Origin of the sequence: Streptomyces sp. NPDC057877, from assembly GCF_042796855.1 — a bacterium.
GTDB lineage: Bacteria > Actinomycetota > Actinomycetes > Streptomycetales > Streptomycetaceae > Streptomyces.
Genome location: NZ_JBHVMS010000007.1, coordinates 296,578 through 323,571, shown reverse-complemented (window position 1 = coordinate 323,571; position 26,994 = coordinate 296,578). Strand labels below are relative to the sequence as shown.

At 73.3% G+C, this 26,994-nt stretch carries 26 protein-coding genes; 6 read left to right on the top strand and 20 right to left on the bottom strand.

Annotation, left to right across the window (positions count from 1 at the left end):
- Positions 1-181 precede the first annotated feature (181 nt).
- From hypF to ACFVQG_RS22980, 3 genes are all read right to left on the bottom strand, one after another.
- Positions 182-2,473 (bottom strand): carbamoyltransferase HypF, encoded by a 2,292-nt coding sequence (hypF, locus tag ACFVQG_RS22990; RefSeq protein ID WP_383386419.1) that lies wholly within the window; start codon positions 2,471-2,473, stop codon positions 182-184.
- Positions 2,470-2,976, bottom strand: a complete 507-nt coding sequence (locus tag ACFVQG_RS22985) for a hydrogenase maturation protease (protein WP_383386416.1) — start codon at positions 2,974-2,976, stop codon at positions 2,470-2,472. The genes hypF and ACFVQG_RS22985 overlap by 4 nt, the downstream gene beginning before the upstream one ends.
- Before the next feature lie 550 nt (positions 2,977-3,526).
- On the bottom strand, positions 3,527-3,760 hold the full coding sequence (locus ACFVQG_RS22980; protein WP_383386413.1) for a hypothetical protein: 234 nt from the start codon (positions 3,758-3,760) through the stop codon (positions 3,527-3,529).
- A gap of 279 nt (positions 3,761-4,039) precedes the next feature.
- Between ACFVQG_RS22980 and ACFVQG_RS22975 the strand changes: the two genes are divergently transcribed.
- Positions 4,040-4,939, top strand: a complete 900-nt coding sequence (locus ACFVQG_RS22975; RefSeq protein ID WP_383386410.1) for a universal stress protein — start codon at positions 4,040-4,042, stop codon at positions 4,937-4,939.
- A 128-nt stretch (positions 4,940-5,067) separates the two neighbouring features.
- Here ACFVQG_RS22975 and ACFVQG_RS22970 read toward each other — a convergent pair whose 3' ends face one another.
- The 4 genes from ACFVQG_RS22970 to ACFVQG_RS22955 all read right to left on the bottom strand — a co-directional run bounded on the left by ACFVQG_RS22970 (position 5,068) and on the right by ACFVQG_RS22955 (position 8,047).
- On the bottom strand, positions 5,068-5,484 hold the full coding sequence (locus ACFVQG_RS22970; protein ID WP_383386407.1) for an STAS domain-containing protein: 417 nt from the start codon (positions 5,482-5,484) through the stop codon (positions 5,068-5,070).
- A gap of 119 nt (positions 5,485-5,603) precedes the next feature.
- The gene (locus tag ACFVQG_RS22965) at positions 5,604-5,984 is read right to left on the bottom strand and encodes a hypothetical protein (protein ID WP_383386404.1); all 381 of its coding nucleotides are present in this window, start codon (positions 5,982-5,984) and stop codon (positions 5,604-5,606) included.
- Entirely contained in the window at positions 5,981-6,646 is a 666-nt protein-coding gene (locus ACFVQG_RS22960; protein WP_383386401.1) for a DUF4389 domain-containing protein, read from the bottom strand. Before ACFVQG_RS22960 ends, ACFVQG_RS22965 begins: the two co-directional genes overlap by 4 nt.
- Before the next feature lie 153 nt (positions 6,647-6,799).
- Positions 6,800-8,047, bottom strand: coding sequence for a glycoside hydrolase family 10 protein (locus ACFVQG_RS22955; RefSeq protein WP_383386398.1), 1,248 nt, complete (start codon positions 8,045-8,047; stop codon positions 6,800-6,802).
- Positions 8,048-8,228: 181 nt separating this feature from the next.
- On the opposite strand from ACFVQG_RS22955, the gene ACFVQG_RS22950 reads away from it, so the two are divergent.
- Complete coding sequence (locus ACFVQG_RS22950) at positions 8,229-9,101, top strand: 3-hydroxybutyryl-CoA dehydrogenase (protein WP_383386395.1); 873 nt, start codon at positions 8,229-8,231, stop codon at positions 9,099-9,101.
- A 182-nt stretch (positions 9,102-9,283) separates the two neighbouring features.
- Positions 9,284-9,541, top strand: coding sequence for a hypothetical protein (locus ACFVQG_RS22945; RefSeq protein WP_383386392.1), 258 nt, complete (start codon positions 9,284-9,286; stop codon positions 9,539-9,541).
- Positions 9,542-9,619: 78 nt separating this feature from the next.
- Here ACFVQG_RS22945 and ACFVQG_RS22940 read toward each other — a convergent pair whose 3' ends face one another.
- The 10 genes from ACFVQG_RS22940 to infC form a co-directional block, all read right to left on the bottom strand.
- Positions 9,620-10,165 (bottom strand): NUDIX hydrolase, encoded by a 546-nt coding sequence (locus ACFVQG_RS22940; RefSeq protein ID WP_383386389.1) that lies wholly within the window; start codon positions 10,163-10,165, stop codon positions 9,620-9,622.
- 125 nt (positions 10,166-10,290) lie between these two features.
- Complete coding sequence (locus ACFVQG_RS22935) at positions 10,291-11,631, bottom strand: transcriptional regulator (protein WP_383386386.1); 1,341 nt, start codon at positions 11,629-11,631, stop codon at positions 10,291-10,293.
- 256 nt (positions 11,632-11,887) lie between these two features.
- Positions 11,888-12,916, bottom strand: coding sequence for a PP2C family protein-serine/threonine phosphatase (locus ACFVQG_RS22930; RefSeq protein WP_383386384.1), 1,029 nt, complete (start codon positions 12,914-12,916; stop codon positions 11,888-11,890).
- A gap of 214 nt (positions 12,917-13,130) precedes the next feature.
- Positions 13,131-15,644 carry a phenylalanine--tRNA ligase subunit beta gene (gene pheT, locus ACFVQG_RS22925; protein WP_383386381.1) on the bottom strand — a complete coding sequence of 838 codons (2,514 nt, stop codon included), beginning with the start codon at positions 15,642-15,644 and terminating at the stop codon, positions 13,131-13,133.
- A complete protein-coding gene (gene pheS / locus ACFVQG_RS22920) occupies positions 15,644-16,720 on the bottom strand; it encodes a phenylalanine--tRNA ligase subunit alpha (protein WP_383387065.1) in 1,077 nt (358 codons plus the stop codon). The genes pheT and pheS overlap by 1 nt, the downstream gene beginning before the upstream one ends.
- Before the next feature lie 173 nt (positions 16,721-16,893).
- Positions 16,894-18,024 carry an ATP-binding protein gene (locus ACFVQG_RS22915; RefSeq protein ID WP_383386378.1) on the bottom strand — a complete coding sequence of 377 codons (1,131 nt, stop codon included), beginning with the start codon at positions 18,022-18,024 and terminating at the stop codon, positions 16,894-16,896.
- A 53-nt stretch (positions 18,025-18,077) separates the two neighbouring features.
- Entirely contained in the window at positions 18,078-18,920 is an 843-nt protein-coding gene (locus tag ACFVQG_RS22910) for a TrmH family RNA methyltransferase (RefSeq protein ID WP_383386375.1), read from the bottom strand.
- A 178-nt stretch (positions 18,921-19,098) separates the two neighbouring features.
- Positions 19,099-19,482, bottom strand: coding sequence for a 50S ribosomal protein L20 (gene rplT / locus ACFVQG_RS22905; RefSeq protein ID WP_383386372.1), 384 nt, complete (start codon positions 19,480-19,482; stop codon positions 19,099-19,101).
- 96 nt (positions 19,483-19,578) lie between these two features.
- Positions 19,579-19,773 (bottom strand): 50S ribosomal protein L35, encoded by a 195-nt coding sequence (rpmI, locus tag ACFVQG_RS22900; protein ID WP_003977225.1) that lies wholly within the window; start codon positions 19,771-19,773, stop codon positions 19,579-19,581.
- A 122-nt stretch (positions 19,774-19,895) separates the two neighbouring features.
- Positions 19,896-20,537 carry a translation initiation factor IF-3 gene (gene infC, locus ACFVQG_RS22895; RefSeq protein ID WP_383387062.1) on the bottom strand — a complete coding sequence of 214 codons (642 nt, stop codon included), beginning with the start codon at positions 20,535-20,537 and terminating at the stop codon, positions 19,896-19,898.
- A 384-nt stretch (positions 20,538-20,921) separates the two neighbouring features.
- On the opposite strand from infC, the gene ACFVQG_RS22890 reads away from it, so the two are divergent.
- Positions 20,922-21,269, top strand: coding sequence for a DUF1844 domain-containing protein (locus tag ACFVQG_RS22890; RefSeq protein WP_210922299.1), 348 nt, complete (start codon positions 20,922-20,924; stop codon positions 21,267-21,269).
- Between the two features lie 18 nt (positions 21,270-21,287).
- Here the strand turns inward: ACFVQG_RS22890 and ACFVQG_RS22885 are convergent, their stop codons facing one another.
- On the bottom strand, positions 21,288-22,019 hold the full coding sequence (locus ACFVQG_RS22885; protein WP_383386368.1) for an SseB family protein: 732 nt from the start codon (positions 22,017-22,019) through the stop codon (positions 21,288-21,290).
- A gap of 150 nt (positions 22,020-22,169) precedes the next feature.
- Here ACFVQG_RS22885 and ACFVQG_RS22880 point away from each other — a divergent pair, with 150 nt between their 5' ends.
- Positions 22,170-23,147 carry a serine hydrolase gene (locus ACFVQG_RS22880; RefSeq protein ID WP_383386365.1) on the top strand — a complete coding sequence of 326 codons (978 nt, stop codon included), beginning with the start codon at positions 22,170-22,172 and terminating at the stop codon, positions 23,145-23,147.
- A gap of 4 nt (positions 23,148-23,151) precedes the next feature.
- Here ACFVQG_RS22880 and mycP read toward each other — a convergent pair whose 3' ends face one another.
- Positions 23,152-24,324, bottom strand: coding sequence for a type VII secretion-associated serine protease mycosin (gene mycP / locus ACFVQG_RS22875; protein ID WP_383386362.1), 1,173 nt, complete (start codon positions 24,322-24,324; stop codon positions 23,152-23,154).
- Complete coding sequence (locus ACFVQG_RS22870; protein ID WP_383386359.1) at positions 24,321-25,559, bottom strand: hypothetical protein; 1,239 nt, start codon at positions 25,557-25,559, stop codon at positions 24,321-24,323. The genes mycP and ACFVQG_RS22870 overlap by 4 nt, the downstream gene beginning before the upstream one ends.
- A gap of 231 nt (positions 25,560-25,790) precedes the next feature.
- On the opposite strand from ACFVQG_RS22870, the gene ACFVQG_RS22865 reads away from it, so the two are divergent.
- Positions 25,791-26,993 (top strand): amino acid deaminase/aldolase, encoded by a 1,203-nt coding sequence (locus ACFVQG_RS22865; RefSeq protein ID WP_383386356.1) that lies wholly within the window; start codon positions 25,791-25,793, stop codon positions 26,991-26,993.
- The last annotated feature ends 1 nt before the right edge of the window (position 26,994 follow it).

Here is a 26,994-nt window from a genome sequence, read left to right as displayed (position 1 = left end):
GCGGGCCCACCACCATGCTGTTGCCAACGGCCTGTTCCGCCCTGGCGCGACCCGACGGCCCCCCGGTGTGCGTCGAGGCAGGCCCCGCGCCGGACGCCGCCCAAGTCGACGGTCGCCATGCGCAGTCCGGCCTCGCCGCGGACCTCCAGGGTCCGGCTCGGGATGCCGAGGCACACGGCTCTCACTCCTCCCCGGCCAGCCGTGCGACGGCGACCGCGGCCTGGCCGTAGCTGATGCCGCCGTCACCGACTGGCACCTGACCGCCGACCAGCACCCGCAGCCCCCGGGCACGCAGTCGGCGCTTCACCTCGGTCAGCAGCCGCCGGTTGACGAAGCAGCCACCGCCGAGGCACACCGTGCGCGGCGCGCCGTCCGCGACCACCCGGGCGACCACCTCCGCGGTGACGATCCCGAGCGTCAGGTGGAAAGCCGCCGCCAGCCGGCCGGTCGGCTCCCCGCCCAGACGCCGCGCCAGCAGGTCGGCGAGGGTCGGCGCGGAGTCGTACACCCACAGGCCCCGCTCCCGGACGACCCGGTGCGCGAGCGGTACGGCGTGCTCGTCGCCCGCCGCCGCTTCGAGCAGGACGGCCGCCTCACCCTCGTAGCTCACCCGGTCGGCGAGACCGAGCAGCGCGGCGACCGTGTCGAAGAGGCGTCCGGCGCTCGACGCCCGGGGGCAGTTGACGTCCCGGCCGACCATGGCGCGCACGGCGGCGGCCTCGGCCGGGTCCAGCCGGTCGCCGAAGGACCGCACGAGCCGCGCGTCCGGCCCCGGGGAGCCCAGCGGTTCCCCGCCGAGCAGGTACCCGAGGGCGGTGCGGGAGGGATGGCGTACCGCCGCGTCACCGCCCGGCAGGGGCGCGGTCGCGAACCTGCCCGCGCGGCGGTAGCCGCACCGGTCGGCGACGAGGATCTCGCCGCCCCACAGCGTCCCGTCGTCGCCCAGCCCCAGTCCGTCGTAGGCAACACCGACGAAGGGGCCGCGCACACCGTGCTCGGCCGCGCAGGCCACCACGTGCGCGTGGTGGTGCTGCACCGCGATCCGGCGCAGCGGCTGCGCCTTCGCCCACTGCGTGGACAGGTAGCCGGGGTGCAGGTCGTGGGCGAGGACGGCGGGCTCGATGCCGGTGAGTTCCCTGAGCTGCCGGTACGACGCGAGGAACGCGTCGTACGTCGACACGTCGGACAGGTCCCCGGTGTGCGGGCCGAGGTGCGCCCGGCCGTCGGCCGCCAGCGTGAACGTGTGCTTCAGCTGGGCTCCCACCGCGGCGACCGGCGTCCCCACGGGCAGCGACAGCGGGGCGGGAGCGAGCCCGCGCGCCCGGCGGACCGTGATCCGGGTTTGCCCGGCGAACTGGACCACCGAGTCGTCGTACCGGGACCGGATCGGCCGGTCGTGGGTGAGGAAGCCGTCGGCCACGGCCGCCAGGGCACGGCGGGCCCGTCCGTCGTCGATGGCGATGGGCTCGTCGCTCAGGTTGCCGCTCGTGACCACCAGGGGCCGGGCCAGTTCGTCGAGGAGGAGATGGTGCAGGCCGGTGGTGGGCAGGAACAGGCCGACCCGGTCCAGTCCGGGGTGCACCTGCGGCGCGAGCACAAACGCCTGCCCGCGCAGCCGCCGCCGGGCGAGCAGCACCACGGGGCGCTCGGGCGACGTCAGGGCCCGCCGCTCGTTGGAGCTGATCCGCGCGAGCGAGGCCGCGGCGGCGAGGTCGCGGACCATCACGGCGAACGGCTTCACCGGGCGCCGCTTGCGACGCCGCAGTTCCGTCACGGCCGCCGGGTCGCCCGCGTCGCACACCAGTTGGTAGCCGCCGAGCCCCTTCAGCGCGACGATCCCGCCGTCACCGACGATCTTCACCGCCGCGCGCAGGGCCTCCTCGTCCCGCAGTTCCTCCCAGGCCAGCCGCGGCCCGCAGACCGGGCAGGCGACGGGTTCGGCGTGGAAGCGCCGGTCGCCGGGGTCCGCGTACTCGGCCGCGCAGTCGGCGCACAGCGGGAAGCGGCGCATGGTCGTACGGTCCCGGTCGTACGGGAGGTCCTCGATGATCGTGGCGCGGGGTCCGCAGTCGGTGCAGTTGATGAACGGGTAACGGTGGCGCCGGTCGCGGGGGTCGCGCAGCTCGCGCAGGCAGGCGTCGCAGATCGCCGCGTCCGGCGGGATCTCGCGCGGTGCCGTTCCGGCCCCGTCCGGCGCGCTGCGCCGCACCCGGAAACCGGGGGTGGGCGACGACTGCCGCGCGCCGTCGGCCAGTTCGACGCGGCGCACCCGGGCGAGGGCCGGGGCGCCGGTGCGCAGCCGTGCGGCGAACTCCTCCAGCGCGCCCGAGGGTCCGGCGACCTCGCCCTCCACATGGCCGTCGACGTTGGCCACCCATCCGTCCAGGCCCAGCTCGGCCGCGGTGCGGTAGACGAACGGCCGGAACCCGACGCCTTGGACGACGCCCTCCACGTGAAAGCGGCGCACGGTCATGTGGGCCTCCCGCCCGACGTGTCCCGGTCCGGGGCGATCTCCGCCTCGGCGGCCTCGGCCAGCGGTGCCACCGCGTCCGCCACGGCCGGGGACAGGCCGGTGCCCAGGGCGCTCCCGGCCCCCTCCACGGCGCACCCGACCCGGCGCTCCGGCAGCGGGTCCGGCACCCGGGCCAGTTCGACGGCTGCACCGAGCCCCGGCCCGTGGGAACTGGGGGCGGCCGACCGCGCGAGGGCCCCGGCGCCGAGTCCGAGGCGGTGCCCGCGGCCGGGCGTGCCCGGGTGCGCGTGGGCCGGGTCCACGACGACGGCGAGGTGGGTGCCCTCCCACAGCGCGCTCAGCCGTCCGGGGTCGCCGTCGCAGGTGGCGGGTTCGGTGCCCGGGGGCAGGGGCCGCTGCCGCGACCGTTCCCGCAGCCGTGCGAGCACCGCCCAGGCCACACCGTCGTCGCGCCGGAACTCGTTCCCGACGCCGGTGACGGTGACCCGGCCGTGTGTCCTCATGGTCTCCACGGTGGGACACGGCCTCCCCGGCCGCCAGGGCCGAACGACCCCGCCCCCTGGTCCGAACCGCTCGGCCGCCGCGCTCGCCGTACCGCGCGCGAGAGTGCGTGGAGGCCTGCCCGGGAGACGCCCCGCACAGAGCGGACACCGCGCGACAAGACCACCGGACCGGGTGCGCGGCCACCCCCGTGGAGTAACTGGCCCGCGCCTCGGCGGACGCAGCGGCGGTCGTCGTCGGCAGACACGGGCGGCGGGTACAGCGGTAGGCACCCGGGCTCGGTGCCCCCCCGGCCTGCTCCACCTCGCGGAACGGGCCGTGATCAGCGGGCCCCGGCCCTGGCGGGGCTGAGCCGCACCGGGCGGACCGGCGAACACGGCCGCACCGGGCGGACCGCCGAACACGACCGGTCCGGGAACCGGTGGCGCGGGTGGGAGGGGCCGGACGATCCCGACGGCCGTCCGGCCCCTCCCCTGCCCCCTCATGACTGCCCATCGGCACCACCGCACGCGGCGCCCGAAGCCGTCACCCCGTGCGCGCCGGGGGCGGTGCTCACGGGCGATGGTGCCGGTGACGGTCGTGGTCGTCCAGGTCACCGATGTAGTGGCGTTCCTCGATGACCGTGCCGGTCTCACCGGGGCGCCGGACCATCCCCGGCGTGGCCACGAAGACGATGAGCCCGAGGACGCCGACCGACAGCAGCACGAAGCCGACCACGGCGGAGCTGTAACCGAACAGCAGGCACGCGCCCAGGACGGACGCGGCGATCAGGATGAGAGGGACCATGGCTGCCTTCCTTCGGTCTGTCAGCTCCCCGCCGCGGGCGCGCGTTCCGGACGGCCGGGCGAGTACCCGCATCCTCAGCGTCCGGCAGGGGGTCCCCGCTCCCCAGGGGCTGTGCGGGCAGGCGTGAGGGCCGACCGGCCCTTCGTCTGCGCCAGTCCGCGCCCCGCCGACGCCGCAAGGGCCGGTCGGTCCCGCGCAGGGACCTGCGGCCTCTCCAACACCCGCCTCCGGCACGGGACGTTGGAACCGGGACCCCCCCCGCTGCAGGAGGTGGAGATCATGCCCCGCATCGTCACCGTGGGCCTCGACGGTTCAGCGGAGAGCCGGGCCGCCGCCGAGTGGGCGGCGCGCGAGGCGAAGCTGCGCGGTCTGCCGCTGAAGCTGGTCCAGGTCTGGGAGCCGGTTCCGGATCCCATCGCGCAGGCCGCGCTGCTCAACGCCGCCACCCACCGGCACTGGAGCGAACGGATCCCCCGTGAGGCCGCCGCGGGCATCCGTCGGCGCCACCCCGGGCTGGAGGTCGGCGCCGAACAGCTCACCGGCCGGCCCTACGAGGTCCTGCCCCGTCTGGCCGAGGACACCGAACTGCTCGTGCTGGGCTCCCGGGGCCTGAGCGGGGTCGGGGGCTTCCTGGTGGGCTCCGTCGGCATGATGGTCGTCGCCCACGCGCAGCGGCCCGTCGTCCTGGTGCGCTCCGGGGAGCAGGCCGCCGACGAGCACGTCAGGGACCTCGCCGGGAACCCGTCCGAGGCGACCCCGTTCCGGCCCGTCGTCCTGGGCCTGGACACCGCGGCGCCCGACCCCTCGGTGCTCGAGTTCGCCTTCGAGGCCGCGGCCCGCCGCTCGGCCCCGCTGCGGGTCGTCAACGGCTGGAGCCTGCCGCCCTCCTACGTCCACGACATCCCGTCCGACGCCGCCGAGAAGGTCACCCGGCGACGGGCCGAGGCCCTCACCGAGGTCCTGCACCCGTGGCGGGCCAAGTTCCCGGAGGTCACGACCGTGGCGGAGTCCCGCCCCGGCAAGGCCGCCGACGTCCTGGTCGAGGCGGCCCGCGACGCGTCCCTGGTGGTCGTGGGCCGCCGGATCCGCCGCAGCCCCCTGGGCGCCCACATCGGCCCCGTCACCCACGCGGTCCTGCACCACGCCACCGTCCCCGTCGCGGTCGTCGCGCACCACTGACGGGGGGCGGCCCCGCCGACCGGGGCCCGCGCCACTCACCCGGCGCGGTGGCGTCGGGGCCCGGTGAGGGTCAACCCGGCCCTACCGACGGGCTGTTCGCCCCCCCTCCACCTGGTGCTTTCCCTGCGTCAGGCCGCAGGGCCGCCCGGACCCCGGCACCGGCACGCTCCAGGCCCGTGCGGCACCCGTGCGCGGGCCAGGTGCGCGGGCAGATCGGGCGTCACCTCGAAGGCGTGTCCGAGGCCGGTGCAGCGCAGGATGCGCAGGATCCGCGGGCTGCTGATCACCAGCCGCAGCCGCCCGCCCCGGTCGAGCACCCGGTTCCGGGTCCGGCACAGCACCGCGAGGCCACTGCAATCGATGAAGGAGACGGGGCGCAGGTCCAGCACCAGGTCCGGACAGGGCCCGGCGGTGAGCGGGTCGAGACGCGTCCACAGGTGCGGCGCGGCGAGGATGTCGATCTCGCCGCTCAGCTCCACGACCGTCGTGCCGTCGATGACGCGCGCACGCGAACCGGGGGCGTACCGGAACGGGGTCTCGTTCATGGAGCCAGGAAAGCCAAGGAGCCAGGGCCGCCGATAGGGCCGATCGGTCCCGTCGGCGGCCCGGTGAGGCTCTGGGAAAGGGCCCGGGACATCCGCGTACGGGCACCGCGGGGTTGCCCTCAGTAGAGGGACGGGGGCCACGAGTTGGCGACGGCGACCAGGACGGCCACGTCCAGCAGTACCCCGACGGTGAGCCACGGGTCGTACCAGATCGCCTTGAGGACGAGCCCGCTGGCCGCCCCGACGAGCGCCGCCGTGGCCCACCAGTCGGCCCCCGCCGCCGTCCCGGCACCGGCGACGCAGTAGGCGAGGGCGGTGTACCAGGCGAGCGCCAGGGCCGCCGCCCTCGTCGGTGCCGCCGAGACATGGGCCGCCGACAGCACCCACGAGTGACCGGGCTCGAACGGGGCCTGCCTGCCGGGCTGCACGGGGGCCGCCCACACTCCTGGATGCAGCAGTCCGTGCACGACCAGGAAGGCGGCGACCAGAGCGGTGATCACGACGACACCCCGCGCCCGGCCGGTTCGGAGCCGCCCGTGTCGAGGCGGAACGGCGGATACTCGTCGGTCATCAGGGCGGCGTACGCGGCCACGCGCAGGCACCAGCGGTTCAGACCGAGTATCAGGTCGAACAGGTCTTCCGGGTACTTCTCGGTGCAGGCCATGATCACGGCCGCGATCAGCGTCAGCACGCCGATGAGCCCCCCGGCCCACCAGCCCAGTTGGACGCCGCCCAGGAAGAACGCGATGACGAGGTAGTGCGGGACGGCCAGCAGCCACCACTTCACCAGCACCAGCCCGCGCGAGAGGTGCTCGGGGCGGGCGATGTCCAGCCGCGCCGGGTACTGCGGCTCCTCCCCCAGGCTGAAGGGCGGATACCGGTCCGTGCCCAGCGCGCCGTACGAGTAGTAGCCGACCCGCCAGCTCCAGCGCAGCACACCGAGGTTGAAGTCGAACAGCCGACGGGGGTAGCGCCCGGTGAACAGGATGGCGACGAGCGCCACCACGCTCACCAGGGTGAAGGCGATCCAGAGGAAGAACAGCGCCACGAGGTGTGGCACCACGAGGATCCACTTCACCAGCCACAGCCACCGGGACAGTGGGGCGTCGAGCACCGCGTCGACGCGAACCGGGCGTTGGGGGAATTCCACCGGTACAGCCATGGGTACTCAGCTCCTACGGCCTGCCAGTCTCCTACGCGACCAGTCTGGTCCCGGACCCGTGGCGTCACGAGGGCCGACCGGGGCGGGCCGGTGGGTCCACCGGCCCACGCCCGGGGTGTCGCGGGGACGCCCGTCGGCGCCGATGTGCGCCCCTCAGCCGGTGGGTGTCCCCGCCGGGCGCTGGTAGTGGTCGGCCACCACCCGCGCCATCGCCCCGGCCGGATCCGCCGCCACCTCCCGGGCGGCGAAGAAGACATGACCGCGCACCTCCGGGTGGTCCTTGGCGAGGGTGAGGTGCCGGGACAGCTCGGCCGGGTCCTGCCAGGCCGAGCCCTGGGCGGGGTCACCGGCGCGGTACAGCGCCTCGCCCAGGTACAGCTGGGTGCCCGTGCCCCGGGCCACCTCCGCCCACCAGGGCACCAGCTTGGCGTAGTCGGCGGCCTGGTTGCCGATGTGCCAGTAGAGCTGCGGGCAGATGTAGTCGATCCAGTTCTCCCTGACCCACTTGCGGGTGTCGGCGTGCTGGTCGTCGTAGGACTGGAGGGCCCGGGTGTCCGAGCCGCGCGGGTCGTTGTCCGCGTTGCGCCAGACGCCGAAGGGGCTGATGCCGAAGCGGGCCGCCGGGCGGACCTTCTTGATGTCCGCCGCCATGTCGCGCACCAGCCGGTCGATGTTGTCGCGCCGCCAGGCGGCCCGGTCGGGGAAGGCGCCGCCGTGGGCGTCGTAGGCGGCGTCGTCGTCGAAGCTCTGGCCGGGCACCGGGTACGGGTAGAAGTAGTCGTCGAAGTGGACGCCGTCCACGGCGTACTTCTCCACCGCGTCCAGCATCGCCTCGCGCACGAAGGCGCGGACCTCCGGCAGCCCCGCGTTGTAGTGCAACTGCCCGCCGTACGGCACCACCCAACCGGGGTTTTGGCGGGCCGGGTGGGAGGCGACCAGCCGGGACGGGTCGGTGTGGGCGGCGACGCGCAGCGGGTTGAACCAGGCGTGCAGTTCGAGCCCCCGGGCGTGCGCCTCGGTGACGGCGGTGCCGAGCGGGTCCCAGCCGGGATCGCGGCCCTGGGTGCCGGTGAGGTACTGCGACCAGGGCTCGTACGGCGACGGCCACAGGGCGTCGGCCGTGGGCCGCACCTGGAAGATCACCGTGTTGAGGCGGCGCCGGACCGCGGCGTCGAGGTGGGCGGTCAGCTCGGCGCGCTGCTCGGTGGGGGACAGGCCGGGCGCGGACGGCCAGTCGCGGTTCTGCACGGTCGCCAGCCACACGCCCCGCATCTCGCCCTGCTCGGCACCCGCCGTCGGGCGGGGCGCGCGGGTCCGGGCCGGTGCGGCGGAGCCGTCCCCGGCCGTCGCCAGGGCCGACAGGGCGACCAGGGCGAACGCCCGCCGTGACAGCCGTCCCATGGAACAACACCCCCATACGCTCTGGATCCGTTCGATCACGGATCGTCTCGCGCTCCAGCATGCCTGTACCCCGTCGATCGATCATCGATACTTGGGGGTAACGTGCACGATCGGAGCAGGGCCCGCCGCAGGACGCCGCAACCCGGTGCCCGCCGGGCCGTGGATCAGCGAAAGGGACGATGTGACCGGCAGTTCGGGAGATATCGCGCGCGTCGGAGTGGTGGGCTGCGGTCAGATGGGGGCGGGCATCGCCGAGGTGTGCGCTCGCGCGGGCCTCGAGGTGAGGGTCGCCGAGACCACCGGTGAGGCCCTGGAGATCGGCCGTACCCGGCTGTTCAACTCCCTCGCCAAGGCGGCCGAGCGCGGCAAGATCAGCGAGGAGGAGCGGGACGCCACCCAGGCGCGTCTGAGCTTCACCACCGATCTCGGCGAGTTCGCCGACCGCGATCTGGTGATCGAGGCCGTCGTCGAGAACGAGCAGGTCAAGACCGAGATCTTCCAGGTGCTCGACCAGGTGGTGACCCGGCCGGACGCGATCCTCGCCTCCAACACCTCCTCGATCCCGCTGGTGAAACTGGCGGTCGCCACCGCCCGACCGGACCAGGTCGTCGGCATCCACTTCTTCAACCCGGCCCCGGTGCAGCAGCTCGTCGAGCTGATCCCGGCGCTGACCACCTCCGAGGGCACGCTGAGCCGGGCGCAGCTGTTCACGGAGAAGCTGCTCGGCAAGCACGCGATCCGCGCGCAGGACCGCTCGGGCTTCGTGGTCAACGCCCTGCTGATCCCGTACCTGCTCTCCGCGATCCGGATGTTCGAGACGGGCATCGCCAGCCGTGAGGACATCGACAACGGCATGGAGATGGGCTGCGCCCACCCGATGGGCCCGCTGAAGCTGTCCGACCTGATCGGCCTGGACACCGTCGCCTCGGTGGCGCAGAGCATGTACGACGAGTTCAAGGAGCCGCTGTACGCCGCTCCCCCGCTGCTGCAGCGGATGGTCGACGCCGGGCGGCTCGGCCGGAAGACCGGTTCGGGCTTCTACACCTACGGCTGATTACCCAGCGCTACGTTTTCCGGGCCCGGCACCTCCTCGGTGCCGGGCCCGAAGCATTCACACACCGTGTGCGCCCCGGGCTCGCATATGCCACCCTCACACTCTCCCCATGGGCCCAACAGGCGAGTTGACTCATCATGCGCATGCAAGGGATAGGGAACGACTACGGAAAGGAGCGGTTCGTGACCGCCGATCCCGAGCAGTCCGCCGCCCATGGAGAACTCGCAGAGTTACGACGCCGACTGGATGTGGCGTACACCCGGCTCGAAGGCGGACTGGCACTGCTCACCCATCGCACGGAGCAGACCGCCAAGGAGGTGGACGAGTTGAACACCCGGCTCGTCACCCTGGAACACGCCCGCTGGCCGCTGCCCTCGATCGCGGCCGTCACCGCGGTGGGCACGCTGATCGTGGCGGTCTGGCAGGCGCTGGGGCGCTAAGGGCCTGTCGTTCGCGTCACGGTGCAGGGAGGCGACGGCATCGGGTCAGTGCCGGACGACAGGCCCTGGGCCGCCGTCTCAGGGCACGAAGTCCTGACCGAGCCTGAGATGGTGCAGTAAGAGCAGCGCGGCCGCCATGTTGGCGGCCGGGACCTCACCGCGGGCGACCATGTCGGGGACGAGTTTGAGGGGGACCCATTCCCGGCGGTCGGATTCGAAGTCGTCCACGGGGTGTCCGACGTACTCTCCCTCGTCGGCCCAGTACACATGGTGCCGGGCGTCGGTGAGCCCGTTGGACGGCTCCACGCTCATCAGATGGCGCAGGGGTCCCGGCCGCCATCCGGTCTCCTCCTCCAGTTCCCGGGCCGCCGCGACGGCGATGTCCTCGCCGTCCTCCACGACCCCGGCCGCGAGTTCCCAGCCCCAGCTGTCGGTGATGAAGCGGTGGCGCCACAGCAGGAGGACCTCGTTGGCCTCGTTCACCACGGTGGCCACGGCGACGGGCCGCAGCCGTATCAGGAAGTGGTCGAGATGGCGCCCGTCCGGGAGGACGACATCTGCGAGATTGACGCTGAACCAGCGATTTGCATACACAGTTTGTTCGTTCAGTTTCGTCCACTGCACGGTTCTGCCACCTTCCGTTTGAGTCAGTGGCAATATCGCAGCAGGAGCGAGTCGGCAGCAGGCGCACGCGGGGCTGCCCGCGGCACGGCGGTCGGCGCGGGGGTCCCGGGCGGTGTCCGTGGGGGTTACAGGGGTACGCGCAGTGCCCCGTCGATGAGTTCGGCGGCCTCGGCGGTACCCGCGCCGCCGCTGCGCACCAGATGGTCGCGTACCGCCCGGAGTCTGTCGCGCAGCCGCTGCGACTCCATCCCGCGCGCCTGCTCGGCCATCTGCACCGCCGTGGCCACCGCTTTGTCGGCGTTGCCCCGGCGCAGCTCGATGGTGCTGAGCATCGCCAGCCGGTGCACCCGGCCCCGGTCGTGCGCCGGGTTGTCCACGGCCGCCGCCGCGTGCTCCCCCGCCGCCGCCAGCTCCCCCAGGCTGAGCAGCGCCTCCGCCACCTGGACATTGACCAGGCCCGGCTGGACATAGCCGGTCTCATCGGGCTCATGGCCGCGCCGGATGCGTTCGGCGGCCGTCTCCGCCCGCCGGATGCAGGACAACGCGCTCGCGCTGTCGCCGAGGTGCGCGTACGCCTTCGCCTGCATGGCGTACAGGTCGGAGGCGAGCGCCGGGGTGATGTCCCGGCCCGCGGTGCGCAGCGCCGCCTCCGCGAAGGCGACCGCCTGCCGGTACTCCTTCATGAACAGCGACTGGTTGACCAGCAGCCCGATCACATACGCCCCGAGCCCCCGGTCCCCGCTCGCCTTCGCCAGCCGCAGCGCCTGGTGGAAGTAGCGCTGCGCTAGACCGTGCGCGTCGGAGTCGTACGCGCAGATACCCGCGATCGCCACCAGCCCGCCCGTGGCCCGGTGCACCTGACGGCCGGTCGCGTCGGTGTAGCTGCCGCGCAGCAGCGGCGCCGCCTCGGCGTTGAGGAACCCGACGATCCGGGCGCGGGTCGCCACCCCGCCCGCCTTGCGGTACATCTGCTCGTAGTGGCTGCGGGCGGCCCGCAGCAGTTCCAGGTCGGCCGGGGTCACCCGGTGCCGACCGCCCCGGGAGACGTCCACGTCCTCCGGCGGGTTCTCCCACTCCCACACCGGCATCACGGCGGGTGTGCCGGTGACGGCGGGCGCGCCGAGGATGTGCGGGCGCTGCTGCTCGTCGGAGCGCCACAGCGCGGTGGCCCGCTCGACGAAGCCGGACAGCGAGGTGCCGTGCGGGGTCTGCGGCTCGCCCGGCACGCCGAGGCCGATGTCGTCGAGCGTGACGGGCCGTCGCAGCCGGGCGGCGAGCACCTCGCAGATCAGGTCGGGCACCTGGCCGCGCGGTCGCTGGCCCTTCAGCCAGCGGGCCACCGCCGTGTGTTCGTAGCGGAGCGCGAGCCCCCGCGCCCGCCCGGCCTGGTTGACGTGCGCCGCCAGCCCGGCGTGCGAGATTCCGGCCTCGTCCAGGATCGCGTCCAGCAGGGTGTTGGGCTGCATCCATGCCCCCAAGGTGGCTCGATGGGCGACAGCGTAGTGAATCCGGTTTCACACGGGGTGTGAACGGAGTGCCCGAATCCGCACGGTGTGCGCGCTGTCGCGCAGAGTTTCCAGTCGGTTGACTGAAATGCCTCGCAAGAGGCCCGGCCGGGTCGTCGGCTCCCCCTCGTACAGTGCGGCGGCCCGATCTCACGCCGTCCGCCCCGTCGCCTGCCCGACACTCCGTGGCGGGGGGACGGCGCGCCGGGTCGCGGCGCTAGCTGTGCATCGTCGGCTGCGGGTGCGTCGTGGCTGGTCGGGCGGTTCCTCTCGCCCCTTTGGGGTGAGCGGGCAGCCGTTCGTCGCGCAGGACCAGCAGGGCTATGTCGTCCGTGGGGCGGCCTGAGGTGTGGCGCAGCAGCCGGGTGAAGACCGTGCCCAGAACGGACTGCGGGGTCGGCGGGCCTTGCCGCAGTGCCCCTGCGAGCACCAACTCCAGGGGAAAGAACCGGCCATGACCGTCCCGGGCGTCCGTCACGCCGTCCGTGTGCAGGAACAGCGCCTCGCCGGGGCGCAGTCGGCCGCAGGGCACGGCGGGCAGGTCGGCCGGGAGCGGGAAGAGGCCCAGGGGTGGCAGCGGGCCGGTCCGGGCGAGCGGCTCGACCTCGGTCTCCCAGAGGCGGTACGGCCAGGGGTGGCCGCAGTTCAGGGCCCGGACGTCGCCGTCGGGGCCGATCTCCAGCAGCAGGACGGTGACGAACTCCTCACCATGCTCGGCGAGTTGGCGCTCACGCAGGCGGCGGGCGAGGGCCCGGTCCAGCCTGTGCAGTACCCGGTCGAGGCCGGGTTCGTCGTGCCCCGCCTCCCGGAAGCTGCCGAGGACGGCGGAGGCGGTGCCGAGGGCGGCCATGCCGTGCCCGCGCACATCACCGATGACGACGCGGACGCCGTACTCGGTGGCGATGACCTCGTACAGATCACCGCCCACGGTGGCACCGCGGTCCGCCGAGAGCTGGGCGGCGGCGACACCGAGCCCCCCGACGCGCGGCGGCGGTGGCCGCAGCAGCGCGTCCTGGGCGACGCCCGCGACCCGCCGGGCCTGCTTCAGCTCCCGCAGCGGCCCGCGGCGCACATGCAGCACGAGGCCGGTGCCCACGGCGAAGAAGACGGCGCTGGTGACGATCCGTGCCCCTAGCCCGGTCTGGTCGTCGAGCGGGCACACCAGCTTGTAGGTGACGGCCGCCGCGCCCCACACCAGCGGAAGTCCGAGCGCGAGTGACCGGCGCCCGGCGCCGAAGCGAATCATGCCGATTGGCCCCCCATCAGGCCCGGACAGCACAGACCGGCCCCGAGAGGCCGGTCTGATTCTGTCGACGGCATGACCCGAATGGGCCAAGGGACCCGACTTGTCACCCGAACGAGTGAGACGGGGGGTGGGGGGGCTCGCCCCCCCCACACAAGGGGCACGGGCACTGTGCGCCCAGCCACCCAGCACCCGCACCCGCACCCGGCGGGACCACCTAGCCCCGCAACACCGCCCCGGTCCGCTCAGCGGCCAGCGAAACCGCCGCGTCCCGTGCCGCCGACGCCTCGTCCACCGTCAGGGTCCGGTCCGCCGCCCGGAACCGCAGCGCGTAGGCGAGCGACTTGCGCCCCTCGCCGAGCTGCTCGGCGTTCTCGTAGACGTCGAACAGCCGGAGGGACTCCAGCAGTTCACCGGCGCCCTCGCGCAGCGCGGCCTCGACCTCGGTGTGCGGTACCGGCCTGTCGACGACGAGGGCGACGTCCTGCGTGGCGACCGGGAAGGTGGAGATGGACGGCGCCTGCGGGGTGCCCTCGGCGACCCGCTCCAGGGCGTCCAGGTCCAGCTCCATCGCGCAGGAGCGCTCGGGCAGGCCCAGGGCCTTCAGCACCCGGGGGTGCAGCTCACCGGCGTGGCCGACGACGCGGTCCGCGCCGTCGACGGTGATCGCCAGCTCGGCGCACCGGCCCGGGTGCCACGGCCCGTACTGGCCCTTGCGGACGATCAGTTCGACCCCGGTCTCGGCGGCCACGGTCCGCGCGGCCTCGATCGCGTCGGCCCAGTCGGCCGGGCGGCCCTTGCCCCACCAGCCCGCCTGCTCACGGGCGCCCGCGAGGACGACGGCGACATGGCGCGGCTGGTCGGGCAGCGCGGCGCCGAGCCCGGCGAGTTCCTCGTCGGTGGGGCGCCGGTCGACGGGCAGCGCGGCGGCGACCCGCCGCTCCTCGCCCGGCAGGAAGACCAGGCCGGTCTCGAACAGCGCGAGGTCGTGGCTGCCCCGGCCGTCGTTGCGGCGCAGCGCGCCGAGCAGGCCCGGCAGCAGCGACGTACGCAGCGCGGGCTCCTCGTCGCTGAGCGGGTTGACCAGCTTCACGACCCGGCGGGCCGGGTCACCGGCCTCCAGACCGAGCTGGTCGAAGACCTGCTCGCTGAGGAAGGGGTAGTTCGGCGCCTCGACGTAGCCCGCCCCGGCGAGCGCCCGACCGACCCGGCGGTGCAGCCGCTGCCGGTGCGTGAGGCCACGGCCCGACGGCGGCTTGGGCAGCGTGGAGGGCAGGTTCTCGTAGCCCTCCAGCCGGATGACCTCTTCGGCGAGGTCGTTGGGGTCGGTGAGGTCGGGCCGCCAGGACGGCACGGTGACGATCAGCTCGTCCTGCCCGTACACGTCACAGCCGACCTCCTGGAGGCGGCGTACGACGGTCTCCCGGCCGTAGACCACACCGGCGACCTTGTCGGGGTGGTCCGCCGGGATGCTGATGGTGCGCGGCGCGGACGGCGCGGCGACCTCGGTGACCCCGGCGTCGGCGGTGCCGCCCGCGAGGAGGGACAGCAGGTCGACGGTGCGCTGCGCGGCGGCCGCCGCGGCCAGCGGGTCGACGCCGCGCTCGAAGCGGCGGGACGCCTCCGAGGACAGCTTGTGGCGGCGGGCGGTGCGGGCGATGGCGACCGTGTCGAAGTGCGCTGCCTCGATCACCACGTCGGACGTGGCGTTCCCGGTGTCGTCGTGATCGGCGATCTCGGTGTTGGCGCCGCCCATGACACCGGCGAGCCCGATGGGGCCGCGCTCGTCGGTGATCACCAGGTCCTCGGCGTCCAGGGTGCGCTGGACGCCGTCCAGGGTGGTGAGCTTCTCGCCCGGCTGGGCGCGGCGCACGCCGATGGTGCCCTGGACCAGACCGCGGTCGTAGGCGTGCAGCGGCTGGCCGAGTTCGAGCATCACGTAGTTGGTGATGTCGACGGCGAGCGAGATCGGGCGCATGCCCGCCTTCTGGAGGCGGCGCTTGAGCCAGATCGGGGAGCGGGCCTCGGGGTCGAGACCGGTGACGGTGCGGGCGGTGAAGCGGTCGCAGCCGAGCGGGTCGGAGACCTCGACCGGGTAGCCGAACGCGTTGGGTGCCGGTACGTCGAGCAGGGCCGGGTCGCGCAGCGGCAGCCCGTAGGCGATGGCGGCCTCGCGGGCCACGCCGCGCATCGACAGGCAGTAGCCGCGGTCGGGCGTGACGGCGATGTCGAGGACCTCGTCGACCAGCTCGAGCAGCTCGATGGCGTCCTTGCCGATCTCGGTCTCGGGCGGCAGCACGATGATGCCCTTGCTGCCGTCGTCGCCCATGCCCAGCTCGTCGCTGGAGCAGATCATGCCGTGGGAGGTGCGGCCGTAGGTCTTGCGGGCGGCGATGGCGAAGCCGCCCGGCAGCACCGCGCCCGGCAGCACGACCACGACCTTGTCGCCGACGGCGAAGTTGCGGGCGCCGCAGATCAGCTCCTGCGGCTCACCGGTGCCGTTGGCCTGGCCGACGTCGACGGTGCAGAAGCGGATCGGCTTCTTGAACTCCGTCAGCTCCTCGATGGTCAGCACCTGGCCGACGACCAGGGGGCCCTTGAGGCCGTCGCCGAGCTGCTCCACGGTCTCGACCTCGAGTCCGGCCGAAATGAGCTTGGCCTGCACGTCACGACCGGTCTCCGTCTCCGGCAGGTCGACGTACTCCCGCAGCCAAGAAAGCGGGACCCGCATCAGATCTCCATCCCGAACGGCCGGGTGAACCGGACGTCACCCTCGACCATGTCTCGCATGTCCTCGACGTTGTGGCGGAACATCAGCATCCGCTCGATGCCGAACCCGAAGGCGAAGCCGCTGTACTTCTCCGGGTCGACGCCGCAGGCGACCAGCACCCGCGGGTTGACCATGCCGCAGCCGCCCAGCTCGATCCAGCCCTCGGACGAACAGGTCCGGCAGGGCCGGTCGGGGTTGCCGACGGACGCGCCCTTGCAGACGTAGCAGAGCATGTCCATCTCGGCGGACGGCTCGGTGAACGGGAAGAAGTTCGGCCGCAGCCGGGTCTTCATCCCCTCGCCGAACAGGGACTGGACCATGTGGTCCAGGGTGCCCTTGAGGTCGGCCATGGTCAGGCCCTCGTCGATGGCGAGCAGCTCGACCTGGTGGAAGACCGGGGTGTGGGTGGCGTCCAGCTCGTCCGTGCGGTAGACGCGGCCCGGGCAGATCACGTACACCGGCAGCTCACGGCTGAGCAGGGAGCGGATCTGCACCGGCGAGGTGTGGGTGCGCAGGACGACGCCGGACTCGGTGCCGCCCTGGGGGCCCTGCACGAAGAAGGTGTCGGCCTCGCCGCGGGCCGGGTGGTCCGGGCCGATGTTCAGGGCGTCGAAGTTGAACCACTCGGCCTCGACCTCGGGGCCCTCGGCCACCTCGTAGCCCATGGCCACGAAGATGTCCTCGATGCGCTCCGAGAGCGTGGTCAGCGGGTGCCGGGCGCCCGCGGGAACGCGGTCGTACGGCAGTGTGACGTCCACGTCCTCCTCGACCAGCACGCGGGCGTCGCGCTCGGCCTCCAGCTCGACCTGGCGGGCGGCGAGGGCCTTGTTCACGGCGCCGCGGGCCATGCCGACCCGCTTGCCCGCGTCGGCCTTGGCGTGCGGGGGCAGGGCGCCGATCTCGCGGTTGGCGAGGGCCAGCGGGGAGGCCGGGCCGGTGTGCGCGACCTTGGCCTCGTGGAGCGCGTCGAGGGAGTCCGCGGCGGCGAAGGCGGCGAGCGCCCCGTCCCGCATGCGCTCGATCTCTTCCGGTTTCAACGCCTCGACCTCGACAGGGTCGTACGACTTATTGGGTGCCGACATCTCTTCCCGTGCTTCCGATTGGCTGGCTGGAGTCCCCGTCACCGACTCGAAGGGCCGCGAGCAGGACACAAAAGTGCCATTGGCCGAGTCTAACGGGGTGGGGATACGCGCATGCGCCCGCGGGCGGCTCAGGCGAGATACGCCGGAGCGCTCACGGGCAACGTAAATCGGAACTCGGCACCGGCGCCGGGGGCGCGGCCGACGGTGATGGTGCCGCCGTGGGCCTCGACGATGCCCTTGACGATGTACAGCCCGAGGCCGGTGCCGCCGCGCTTGCTGCCCCGCCAGAAGCGGGTGAAGACGCGGTTCATGGACTCCTCCGGGATGCCTGGGCCCTCGTCGCTCACGGTGACCGACGTGCCGGTGTCCTCGCCCTCGCGGGGTGAGGCCGTGGCCGTGATGTCAATGGTGACGGTCCCCTCGCCGTGCCGCACGGCATTTTCCAGCAGGTTGCTCAGCACCTGGTCGATCTTGTCGGGGTCGGCCCACAGGTCGGGCAGCGGCTGCTCGATGCGCAGCAGGAACCGGTCGGCGGGCAGCCCGGCCGCGACGTACGCCTGGATGTGCCGTCCGACGGCCGCGCCGATGTCGACGGGCTGGCGGCGCACTTCGAGGCGCCCGGAGTCGATGCGGGAGATGTCGAGCAGCTCGGCGATGAGCCGGGTGACCCGGTCGGCGTCCGCGTCGACCGTCTCCAGCATCAGCCGCTTCTGGTCGTCGGTGAACCTCTCCCACTTGGCCAGCAGGGTGGCGGTGAACCCCTTGACGGAGGTGAGCGGGGAGCGCAGCTCGTGCGCGACGGTGGCGATCAGTTCGGCGTGGCTGCGCTCGGTGCGGCGGCGGGCCTCGGTGTCCCGCAGGGAGACGACCACCCGCTGGACCGGCCCGGTGGGCTCGGCGCGTACGTACCGGGCGGCGACGAGCACCTCACGCCCGCCCGGCAGCAGCAGGTTCCGCTCGGGCTGCCGGACCCGGATGGCGAGGCCGCCGTAGGGATCGGTCAGCTGCCACCAGCGCCTGCCCTCCAGGTCCTCTAACGGCAGCGCCTTCTCCAGCCGCTGGCCGAGGGCCTCGGCGGCCGGGATCGCGGTGATGCGCTCGGCGGCGGCGTTGAAGCAGATCACCCGGCCGTGCCGGTCGGCGACCACGAGGCCGTCGGGCAGGTCGTCGGGGTGGATGCCGAGACCCCCGGGATCATCGGCACCGGCGGGCGGGCGCTCCCGGTGCGCTCCCGGTGCGCTGCTCGTGCCGACGCTCATCCCCGTACCCCACCTCTCGGCTTGTCCAGTGGGCCCCCGAGCTGGTCACCCTACTAGCCTTCGGTGACGGAGCGGCAGCCTGCGGGGGCACGCTGTGCACGGGCCGACGCGTAGAGACATACGGCGGCGGCGGTCGCGAGGTTCAGACTCTCCGCCTGGCCGTGGATGGGCACGCGCACGACGGCGTCGGTGAGGGCGCGGGTCTCCTCCGGCAGCCCCCAGGCCTCGTTGCCGAACACCCAGGCGGTCGGCCCGCCCATGGTGCCCTTGTCCAGCTCGTCGTCGAGGTCGCGGTCACCGGCCCCGTCCGCGGCGAGCACCCGCACCCCGCTCTCCCGCAGCCCGGCCACGGCCCGCTCCACGGGGACGCCCACGGCGACCGGCAGATGGAACAGCGAGCCGACGGAGGCCCGTACGGCCTTGGGGTTGTAGAGGTCCACGGAGGCATCGGTCAGCACGACCGCCTCGGCCCCGGCGGCATCGGCACAGCGCAGCACGGTGCCCGCGTTGCCGGGATCCCGGACATGGGCGAGCACGGCGACCAGCTTGGGCCGGGCGGCGAGAATGGCTTCGAACGGGGTGTCGAGGAACCGGCAGATCCCGACCAGCCCCTGTGGGGTGACGGTGGTGGAGATGTCGGCGATGACCTGCTCGTCGGCAAGGTGCACCCGGGCACCGACCTCACGGGCACGCCCGACGATGTCGGCGTACCGCTCCGCGGCCTCGACGGTGGCGAACAGCTCGACCAGCGTGTCCGCCTGCCCCGCTGCCTCCCGCACGGCCTGCGGCCCCTCGGCGAGAAACAGCCGCTCCTTCCCCCGGAAGTTCCGCTTGCCCAGCCGCCGAGCGGCGCTGACGCGGGGGGAACGGGGAGAGACGAGTTCGGGGCCAGCCATGTCCTGTTTCACCTTCGGCACCTTCTGATGGAGCGGGGCCGGTCCGACCTAGGGGCGCGGGGAACTGCGCGACCAGCCACAGACAACCCGCAGCTCGACGACTACGTACGCCGACACGACGGGACCCGCAGGACAAACCTGCGGGTCCCGTCACGTCGGCTCAAGGCCAGCGCCAGCGTCACGCGGCCTTCGGCGCGTTGACGTCGCTCGGCAGCGCCTTCTGCGCCACCTCGACCAGCGCGGCGAACGCGCTCGGGTCGTTGACGGCCAGCTCGGCCAGGATCTTGCGGTCGACCTCGACGTTCGCGGCCTTCAGACCCTGGATGAAGCGGTTGTACGTGATGCCGTTGGCGCGGGCAGCGGCGTTGATGCGCTGGATCCACAGCTGGCGGAAGTCACCCTTGCGCTTCTTGCGGTCGTTGTAGTTGTAGACCAGCGAGTGGGTGACCTGCTCCTTGGCCTTGCGGTACAGGCGCGAACGCTGACCGCGGTAGCCGGAGGCCTGCTCGAGGATCGCCCGGCGCTTCTTGTGGGCGTTGACTGCCCGCTTGACGCGTGCCACTTCTTGACTCCTTGTAGCGGGGCCGTGGTGATCGTCACACGGCCCGGATTCGATTGGGTCCCGGTCGGGGATCAGGCGCGACGCTCGCGCCCGACGTCACTTGCCGAGAAGCTTCTTGATCTTCGCGGCGTCGCCCGGGGCCATCTCGGCGTTGCCGGTGAGGCGACGCGTCACGCGGGACGACTTGTGCTCGAGCAGGTGGCGCTTGCCGGCGCGCTCACGGAGCACCTTGCCAGAGCCGGTGATCTTGAAGCGCTTACTGGCACCGCTGTGCGACTTGTTCTTCGGCATAGCGCCGTTCTCTCCTCGTGGGTGGCGCTCCGGTGCCCGGCCATCCGACCGGGCACGGTGGAGCGTCGCTCGTGTTTCGGTTACTGCCTGGGACGACGCGCGGTGACGCGAGGTCCCGGGGATCACGCCTCGGCAGGCTCCTCAGCCGACGCCTGGGGGGCCTCCGCGGCGTTCTGCGAGCGGCCGGGGTTGGCCTTCGCCTCCGCCTTGCGGGCCTCCTGCGCCTGGCGGGCCTCGGCCATCGCCTCGGTCTTCTTCTTGTGCGGACCGAGAACCATGATCATGTTTCGGCCGTCCTGCTTCGGGTTCGACTCTACGAAGCCGAGGTCCTGGACGTCCTCCGCGAGCCGCTGGAGCAGTCGGTAGCCCAGTTCGGGACGGGACTGCTCACGACCGCGGAACATGATCGTGATCTTGACCTTGTCGCCCTGCTTGAGGAACCGGACGACGTGACCCTTCTTGGTGTCATAGTCGTGCGGGTCGATCTTCGGCCGGAGCTTCATCTCCTTGATGACCGTGTGCGCCTGGTTCTTGCGCGCCTCACGGGCCTTCATGGCCGACTCGTACTTGAACTTCCCGTAGTCCATGAGCTTGCACACGGGCGGACGGGCGTTCGCCGCGACCTCGACCAGGTCCAGGTCGTACTCCTGCGCAAGCTCCAGTGCCTTGGCCAGGGGGACGATGCCCACCTGCTCGCCACTGGGACCGACAAGTCGCACCTCGGGAACGCGAATCCGGTCGTTGATGCGGGGCTCGGCGCTGATGGATCCTCCTCGGTAGCACCACGCGACGGTCTGGCGGACAGCCGCGTAACGTCTCTGTTCGTTAGACCTAACCGCGCCAAGACAGAAAAAATGCCCCGGACGATCACAGGCGGGGCTCCTCGAACTACCGGAGCACCGCCGCGGCGACCGCGGGGCGCACTTTCGGGCGGATGCCCGTCACTGTGGACGGGACCGCCTGACCGGTGACCCGCCGCCCACAGGGCGGTCAGGTGGGAGTTCGAAGCCTCCACTTGTGGGCCGGGCTCGCGGGCCGTGAGGCAGGCGGGTCCGACCGGTCGTTACACAAGGTTAGCAGCTTCGACCGACTACGGCTAACTCGGACCGACTGGGATCGGGGACCGAGCTGCCTCTAGGGTGAACGGCATGAGTGAAGAGACGCCCGACTTCAACGCCATGACCCGCGATATCGCGGAGGTCCCCGCGGTCGAGGTGATCGTGACGGTCGCCGTCAATCTGATGAGCGCCGCCGCCGTGAAGCTCGGTCTGACCGAGGAGGGCGCGAAGCACAAGGACCTGGACGAGGCCCGCAAGCTGATCCACGCCCTGGCCGGTCTGCTCGACGGGAGCGCGACCGAGATCAGCTCCTTCCACGCCGCGCCCCTGCGCGACGGTCTGAAGTCGCTCCAGCTGGCGTTCCGCGAGGCGTCACTGGTCCCGGACGAGCCGGGCCAGGGACCGGGCGAGAAGTACACCGGCCCGGTCTACGGCTAGGCAGCCCCCTCCACACTTTCAACCGCGTACGTACAAGGGCTCGCCCGGCGGCGTGGTCCCGGCTGGCAGCAGCGCCAGGTCGAGACCGCGCACCAGGCGGGCCCTCAGTGTCTCGTCGGCGGCCATGCGCGCGGCAACCGCGCGGGCGGCCTCGGCGGGGGCGGCGGCCGGGTCGAGGACGAGGGCCAGGGTGCCGTCGGCCTGTCCGGGGCCGAGGTGGGCGCGGACCACGGCGGGCTCGGCGGCGACCGCGGCCCGTACCGCCTCCAGGACCGCCGGGTCGCTGAGCGGGTCGGTGCTGGTGCGGCCCTCGGCCAGGGCGAGCAGCGCGTGCCCGGTCAGCTCGTACGGCACCGGCCCGGCCATGTCCAGGACGATCGTGTCGGCCTTCTCGTGCGCCGCCGCCCGGAGGGCCTGGTGCAGGGGTACGGCCACGGGGCGGGCCCGCGGGTCCCAGCGGGCCAGGGCGTCGGTGGAGGTGAAGGCGGGCAGCGCGGTGCGGCCCCCGGCCTTCAGGGTCGGTACGGCCATGTCGCTGGTCTTCTCGCGGCGCAGGCCGTTCTCGTCCTCCTCCACTTCCCCCAGCACGGCCACGACGGGCACGAGGAGCCGGGTGCCCTTGAGCGCCTCGAGGACCGGGCCCACGGCGCTGCGGTCCTCGGCCCAGGCGGCGAGCGCCGCGCTCAGCCGGGGGTCGGCGGAGCCGTCGTCGTCGGAGTAGCCGGGGTCGGGAATGTTCTTGTTCGCCACGGTCACCGACCCTATCGGGGGGATGCTGCCGCGCTTGTGCGGCCCCGGAAACACGGGCGTGACACGGCTCACCGAATTCTCAGCCATCCCTGACACAGATCTAACCTCCGTCTAACGGTCCGCACAGCGGCCACCCGCAGCATCGCGGGCATGGCCTCTCCTCGTACGCTCGTCTGCGCTGCCGTCGCGTCCGTAGTGATCATGGGTGGTACGACGGCGGGGACGTTCTACGTGCAGGCGCGGGCGCATTCCGGGGTGCGCCCCGAGGCGTCGGCGGCGGCATCGGCGACTGGGGAGGGGCCCGTGGAACCCGTGGCGGAATCGCTGGATCCGGCGGAACCGGCGGAACCGGCGGCACCGGCGGCACCGGCGGTGGACCGTGACGCGCTCCTCGCGCGGGCCATGGCGGAGGTGAGCGTCGAGGACGGGGCCGAGGTGTCCGTGGCCGTGCTGGACCTGGAGACCGGGGAGCGCGCCGGGTACGGCGAGGGCGCCTTCGACACCGCGAGCATCGTGAAGGTGGACATCCTGGCGGCGCTGCTGCTCCAGGCGCAGGACGCGGGACGGCGGCTCACCGACGCGGAGAAGGCGTACGCCACCGCCATGATCGTCAGCAGCGACAACGCCTCCGCGTCGGCGCTGTGGCGGACGATCGGGAAGGCCAAGGGGCTGGACGCGGCCAACGAGCGGTTCGGGCTGACCGGCACCGAGGGCGGCGACGGGATGCTGTGGGGACTGACCCAGACCACGGCCGCCGATCAACTGACCCTGCTGGGGCAGGTGTTCGGGGACGACGGCGACTCGGAGCTGAGTGCGGAGTCGCGGTCGTACGTCCGAGGGCTGATGGGGCGGATAGCCGCCGGTCAGGACTGGGGGGTGTCGGCGGTCGCGGACGGCTCGTCGTGGGCGCTGAAGAACGGGTGGCTGCCGCGCACCGCGACGGGGCTGTGGGACATCAACAGCATCGGGCGGGTGACGGCCGACGGGCACGACTGTCTGCTGGCGGTGCTGTCCGACGGCAACTCGACGAAGAAGCGGGGGGTGGAGCTGGTCGAGGCGGCGGCGAGGGCGGGGGTCACGGCTGCGACCGCGGACCCGGCGTCGGCATCGGCGGCCCCCACCGGGTAGTGGGTCAGACGTCGCCGTCCCAGCGGCGCGCGCGCCACAGGACGACCGCGGCGACCAGCAGTACGCCGCCCGCGCTGCCCGCGAGGGGGCCCGCCCAGTCCGAGGTGTCGTCGTCGGGTGCGGCGGTGTCGGGGCCGGGGCCGAAGTACTTCTCGCCGTAGGCCGCCGAGCGCAGGCCCTCGGGCTTCAGGCGGGCGGCCTGGTCGAGGGCGGCGGCGGGGTCGACGAAGCCGAAGCCGCGGGAGTCGTCGCGGCCCCCGGTGGGGGCGTTGCGGGCGGTGTCCTCCAGGAGGCGCTTGATCTGGGCCGGGGTCAGGTCCGGGTGGGCGGCCTTGAGCAGGGCCGCGGCGCCGGAGACGAAGGCGGCGGCGGCGCTGGTGCCCCAGCCCTCGTAGTACCTGCCGTCGGGGTCGGCGATGACGACGTCCACGCCGGGGGCGCTGACGGTGGCGTACCAGCGGCGGGTGGAGAAGGAGGCGCGGGTGCCGTAGCGGTCGACGGCGGTGACGGCGATGACGCCCGGGTAGGCGGCGGGGTAGGAGATGTGGTCGCCCTTCTCGCCGCCGTTCCCGGCGGAGGCGACGACGACGGCGCCCTTGTCGAGGGCGTACTGCACGGCCTCGTCCTCGGCGGGTTCGGGGTGCGCGGAGGCGGAGTCGTCGCCGAGGGAGAGGTTGATGACGTCGGCGCCGTGGTCGGCGGCCCAGCGGATGCCCTCCGCGAGGGCGTTGCCGCGGCTCTTGCGGGCCTTGGCACGGGCGGGGTCCTTGTCCTCCAGGATGACGCGGACGGGGAGGATCTTCGCCTCGGGGGCGATGCCCATGACACCGTCGGCGTTGCCGAGGCCATGGCCGTGACCGGCGATGATCCCGGCCATGGCGGTGCCGTGCTTGGCCCAGTGCTCGTCGCCGCGCCCCGCGCCGAAGCCGACCAGGTCCTCGGTCCCGAGGACGTTGCCGACGAGGTCGGGGTGCTGGTCGTCGACGCCGGTGTCCAGGACGGCGACGGTGATTCCGGCGCCCTTGGTGGTCTGCCAGGCCTGCTGGGTGTGCAGGGCGTCCAGGGCCCACTGCCGGGCGCGGATGCCGTCGGCGTGCGCGGTGGTGGGCGGGACGAGGGCGAGGGTGGCGGCGAGGAGACAGCCGAGGAGCCCGCCGCGGCGCTTGAGGCGGGTCATGACGGCCGCTCCGTGGGTGATGTGACGTTCTTGCGCAGGCTCCGCTCCACGCGGTCGGCGAGGCCCTGGGCCTCGTGGCCGAGGCCCGACTGAGCGGGGGCCGAGGTGGCGCCGTCGGCCCTGGCGACCTCGGCGGGCTCGGGCTCGTCGACGGTGCGGCCGTCGGCCCAGCCGGAGACGGCGTAGACGACGACGGGGGCGTCCGTGAGCACGGAGACGGTCCAGCTGGCGCGCTGCTCGGTGCCGAAGTCGGCGGCGACGGTGCCCTTGGCGGCGTACGGGCGGGGCACGAGGTCGGTGCGGCGGTCGAGGTTCTCGGTGGTGAACCGGTCGTCGAGGGAGCGCATGGCGTCGACGTCGGCGTCGGTGAAGAGGAGGCCGACGGTGGTGACGTAGCTCTGGGTGGCGTCGGTGTAGGTGGCGCGCAGCAGGCGCTCGCAGCCGACCGGGGCGAGGACCTTGCGCAGCAGCGGGTCGAAGGCGCGCGCGCAGTCGCTGTCGGGGGCGACGGCGATCCGGGTCCAGGTGCGGTCGGCGCCGCCGGGCCCGGCACCGTCGCCGCGCACGGTGGGCGGGAACAACTGGTCGACCGGGACGCTGTGCCACAGGTCCGCGGCGGCGGCGAAGGCACCGCGCTCGCCGCCCGCGCCGGAGTCCCCGGTGAGCCAACTGCCGGTCACCGCGCCCCCGATCAGCCCGAGCCCGAGGACGACGCATCCGGCGGCGGCGAGGGTACGGCCGCGCAGCCGGGCCCTGAGCGACCGGGGCCGCCCCTGGTCGTCGTAGGTCTCGGGCTGCCCGAAGGTCACGACGGGTCGGCCGCCGACGAGGGGTGCCGTGGGTGGAGCGGGGGGCGGGGTCATGACACCCCACGCATAGGAGGTGTCCGGTACCGGCCGCAACCGGGTGGTCGTCTCCGAGGGGGCCTCCGGCGGCGCCCCGAGCGAGGGCGGGGCGTCGGGGAAGCGGGCCGAGGCGGGCGGCGGGGGCGGGACGGGGGCCGGGTCCGCGGGGGCGCTCGGGCCGGGCAGGCGTGGGACGGGGGCCGGGTCCGCGGGGGCGCTCGGGCCGGGCAGGCGTGGGACGGGGGCGTCGGTCGAGGGCTGCACGCTGGGCTGGTCCGGGCTCCTGGAGGGGACCGGTGGGACGGGCCGGTCGAGACCCGGCTCGTCCGGGGTGGGCGGTGGTGTCGTCGGGCGTGGTGGGACGGAGGCGCGCTGGGCTTCTGTGCTCATGCACCCCCCGTTTCCGTCTGCCCGGGCCGCTTCCTTGTGCGTGGGCCGTCGTTGTCACGTCGTACGCCCGGAGCCGGTGTGGATGTACGGATGTCCCACCGGAGTCTTCCCCGTGCCTGCGCGTCACTCTACGGGTTGCCGCCGGTCGAACGGGAACCAGTCCAGCACGGCGGGGCATCTGCCCGGAACATCCCCCTACCTTGCGGTAACCCGGTCTGGCACGCTTCGTTCATGACTGCGCGCGCCGCCGACCGGGCCCGTTACGACCGGGCCACCGCCCCTCTCGACGCCCCTCTCGCGATCGTGGACCTGGCCGCCTTCGACGCCAACGCGGACGATCTGGTCCGCCGCGCGGGGGGCAAGCCGATCCGGGTCGCCAGCAAGTCCGTGCGCTGCCGGGCGCTGCTCGAACGCGTCCTCGCGCGGGACGGCTTCGCGGGGGTCATGTCCTTCACCCTGGCCGAGTCCCTGTGGCTGGCCCGCTCCGGCTTCGACGACGTGCTGCTCGCCTACCCGTCGGCGGACCGCGCCGGGTACCGGGAACTGACCGCCGACCCCAAGCTCGCCGCCTCCGTCACGGTGATGATCGACGACCCCGCGCAGTTGCGGCTGATCGACGAGGCACGGGACGGGGGGCGTGAAGTGGTGCGGGTGTGCCTGGAGTTGGACACCTCGCTGCGGCTGCTCGGGGGGCGGATGCGGATCGGGGCCCGGCGTTCCCCGCTGCACTCCCCCGCCGCGGTCGCCGATCTCGCGCGGGTCGTGGCGCGGCGGCCGGGGTTCGAGGTCGTGGGGATCATGGCGTACGAGGGTCATGTCGCCGGTGTCGGCGATGCCGTCGACGGGCGTCCGCTGCGCTCGCGGGCGGTGCGGCTGATGCAGGCCGCGGCGCGCCGTGAACTCGCCGAGCGGCGGGCGGCGGTGGTGCGGGCCGTGCGGGCGGTGGCGCCGGGGCTGGAGTTCGTCAACGGCGGCGGGACCGGCAGTGTGCAGCACACCGCCGCGGAGGACGCGGTCACCGAGATCGGGGCCGGGTCGGGGCTGTACGTGCCGCGGCTGTTCGACAACTACACGTCCTTCCGGGGGCGTCCGGCGGCCCTCTTCGCCCTGCCGGTCGTACGGCGGCCCGGTGTCGGCGTGGTGACCGTGCTGGGCGGCGGCTATCCCGCGTCGGGCGCGGCGGGCCGGGACCGGCTGCCGGTGCCGTATCTGCCCGAGGGGCTGCGCTACGACCCGCAGGAGGGCGCCGGTGAGGTGCAGACGCCGCTGCTCGGGTCTCCGGCCGATGATCTGCTGGTCGGCGACAAGGTGTGGTTCCGGCACGCCAAGGCCGGTGAGCTGTGCGAGCGGTTCGACGTGCTGCATCTCGTCGAGGGCGACGAGGTGACGGCTACCGTGCCGACGTACCGGGGTGAGGGGCACACCTTCCTGTGAG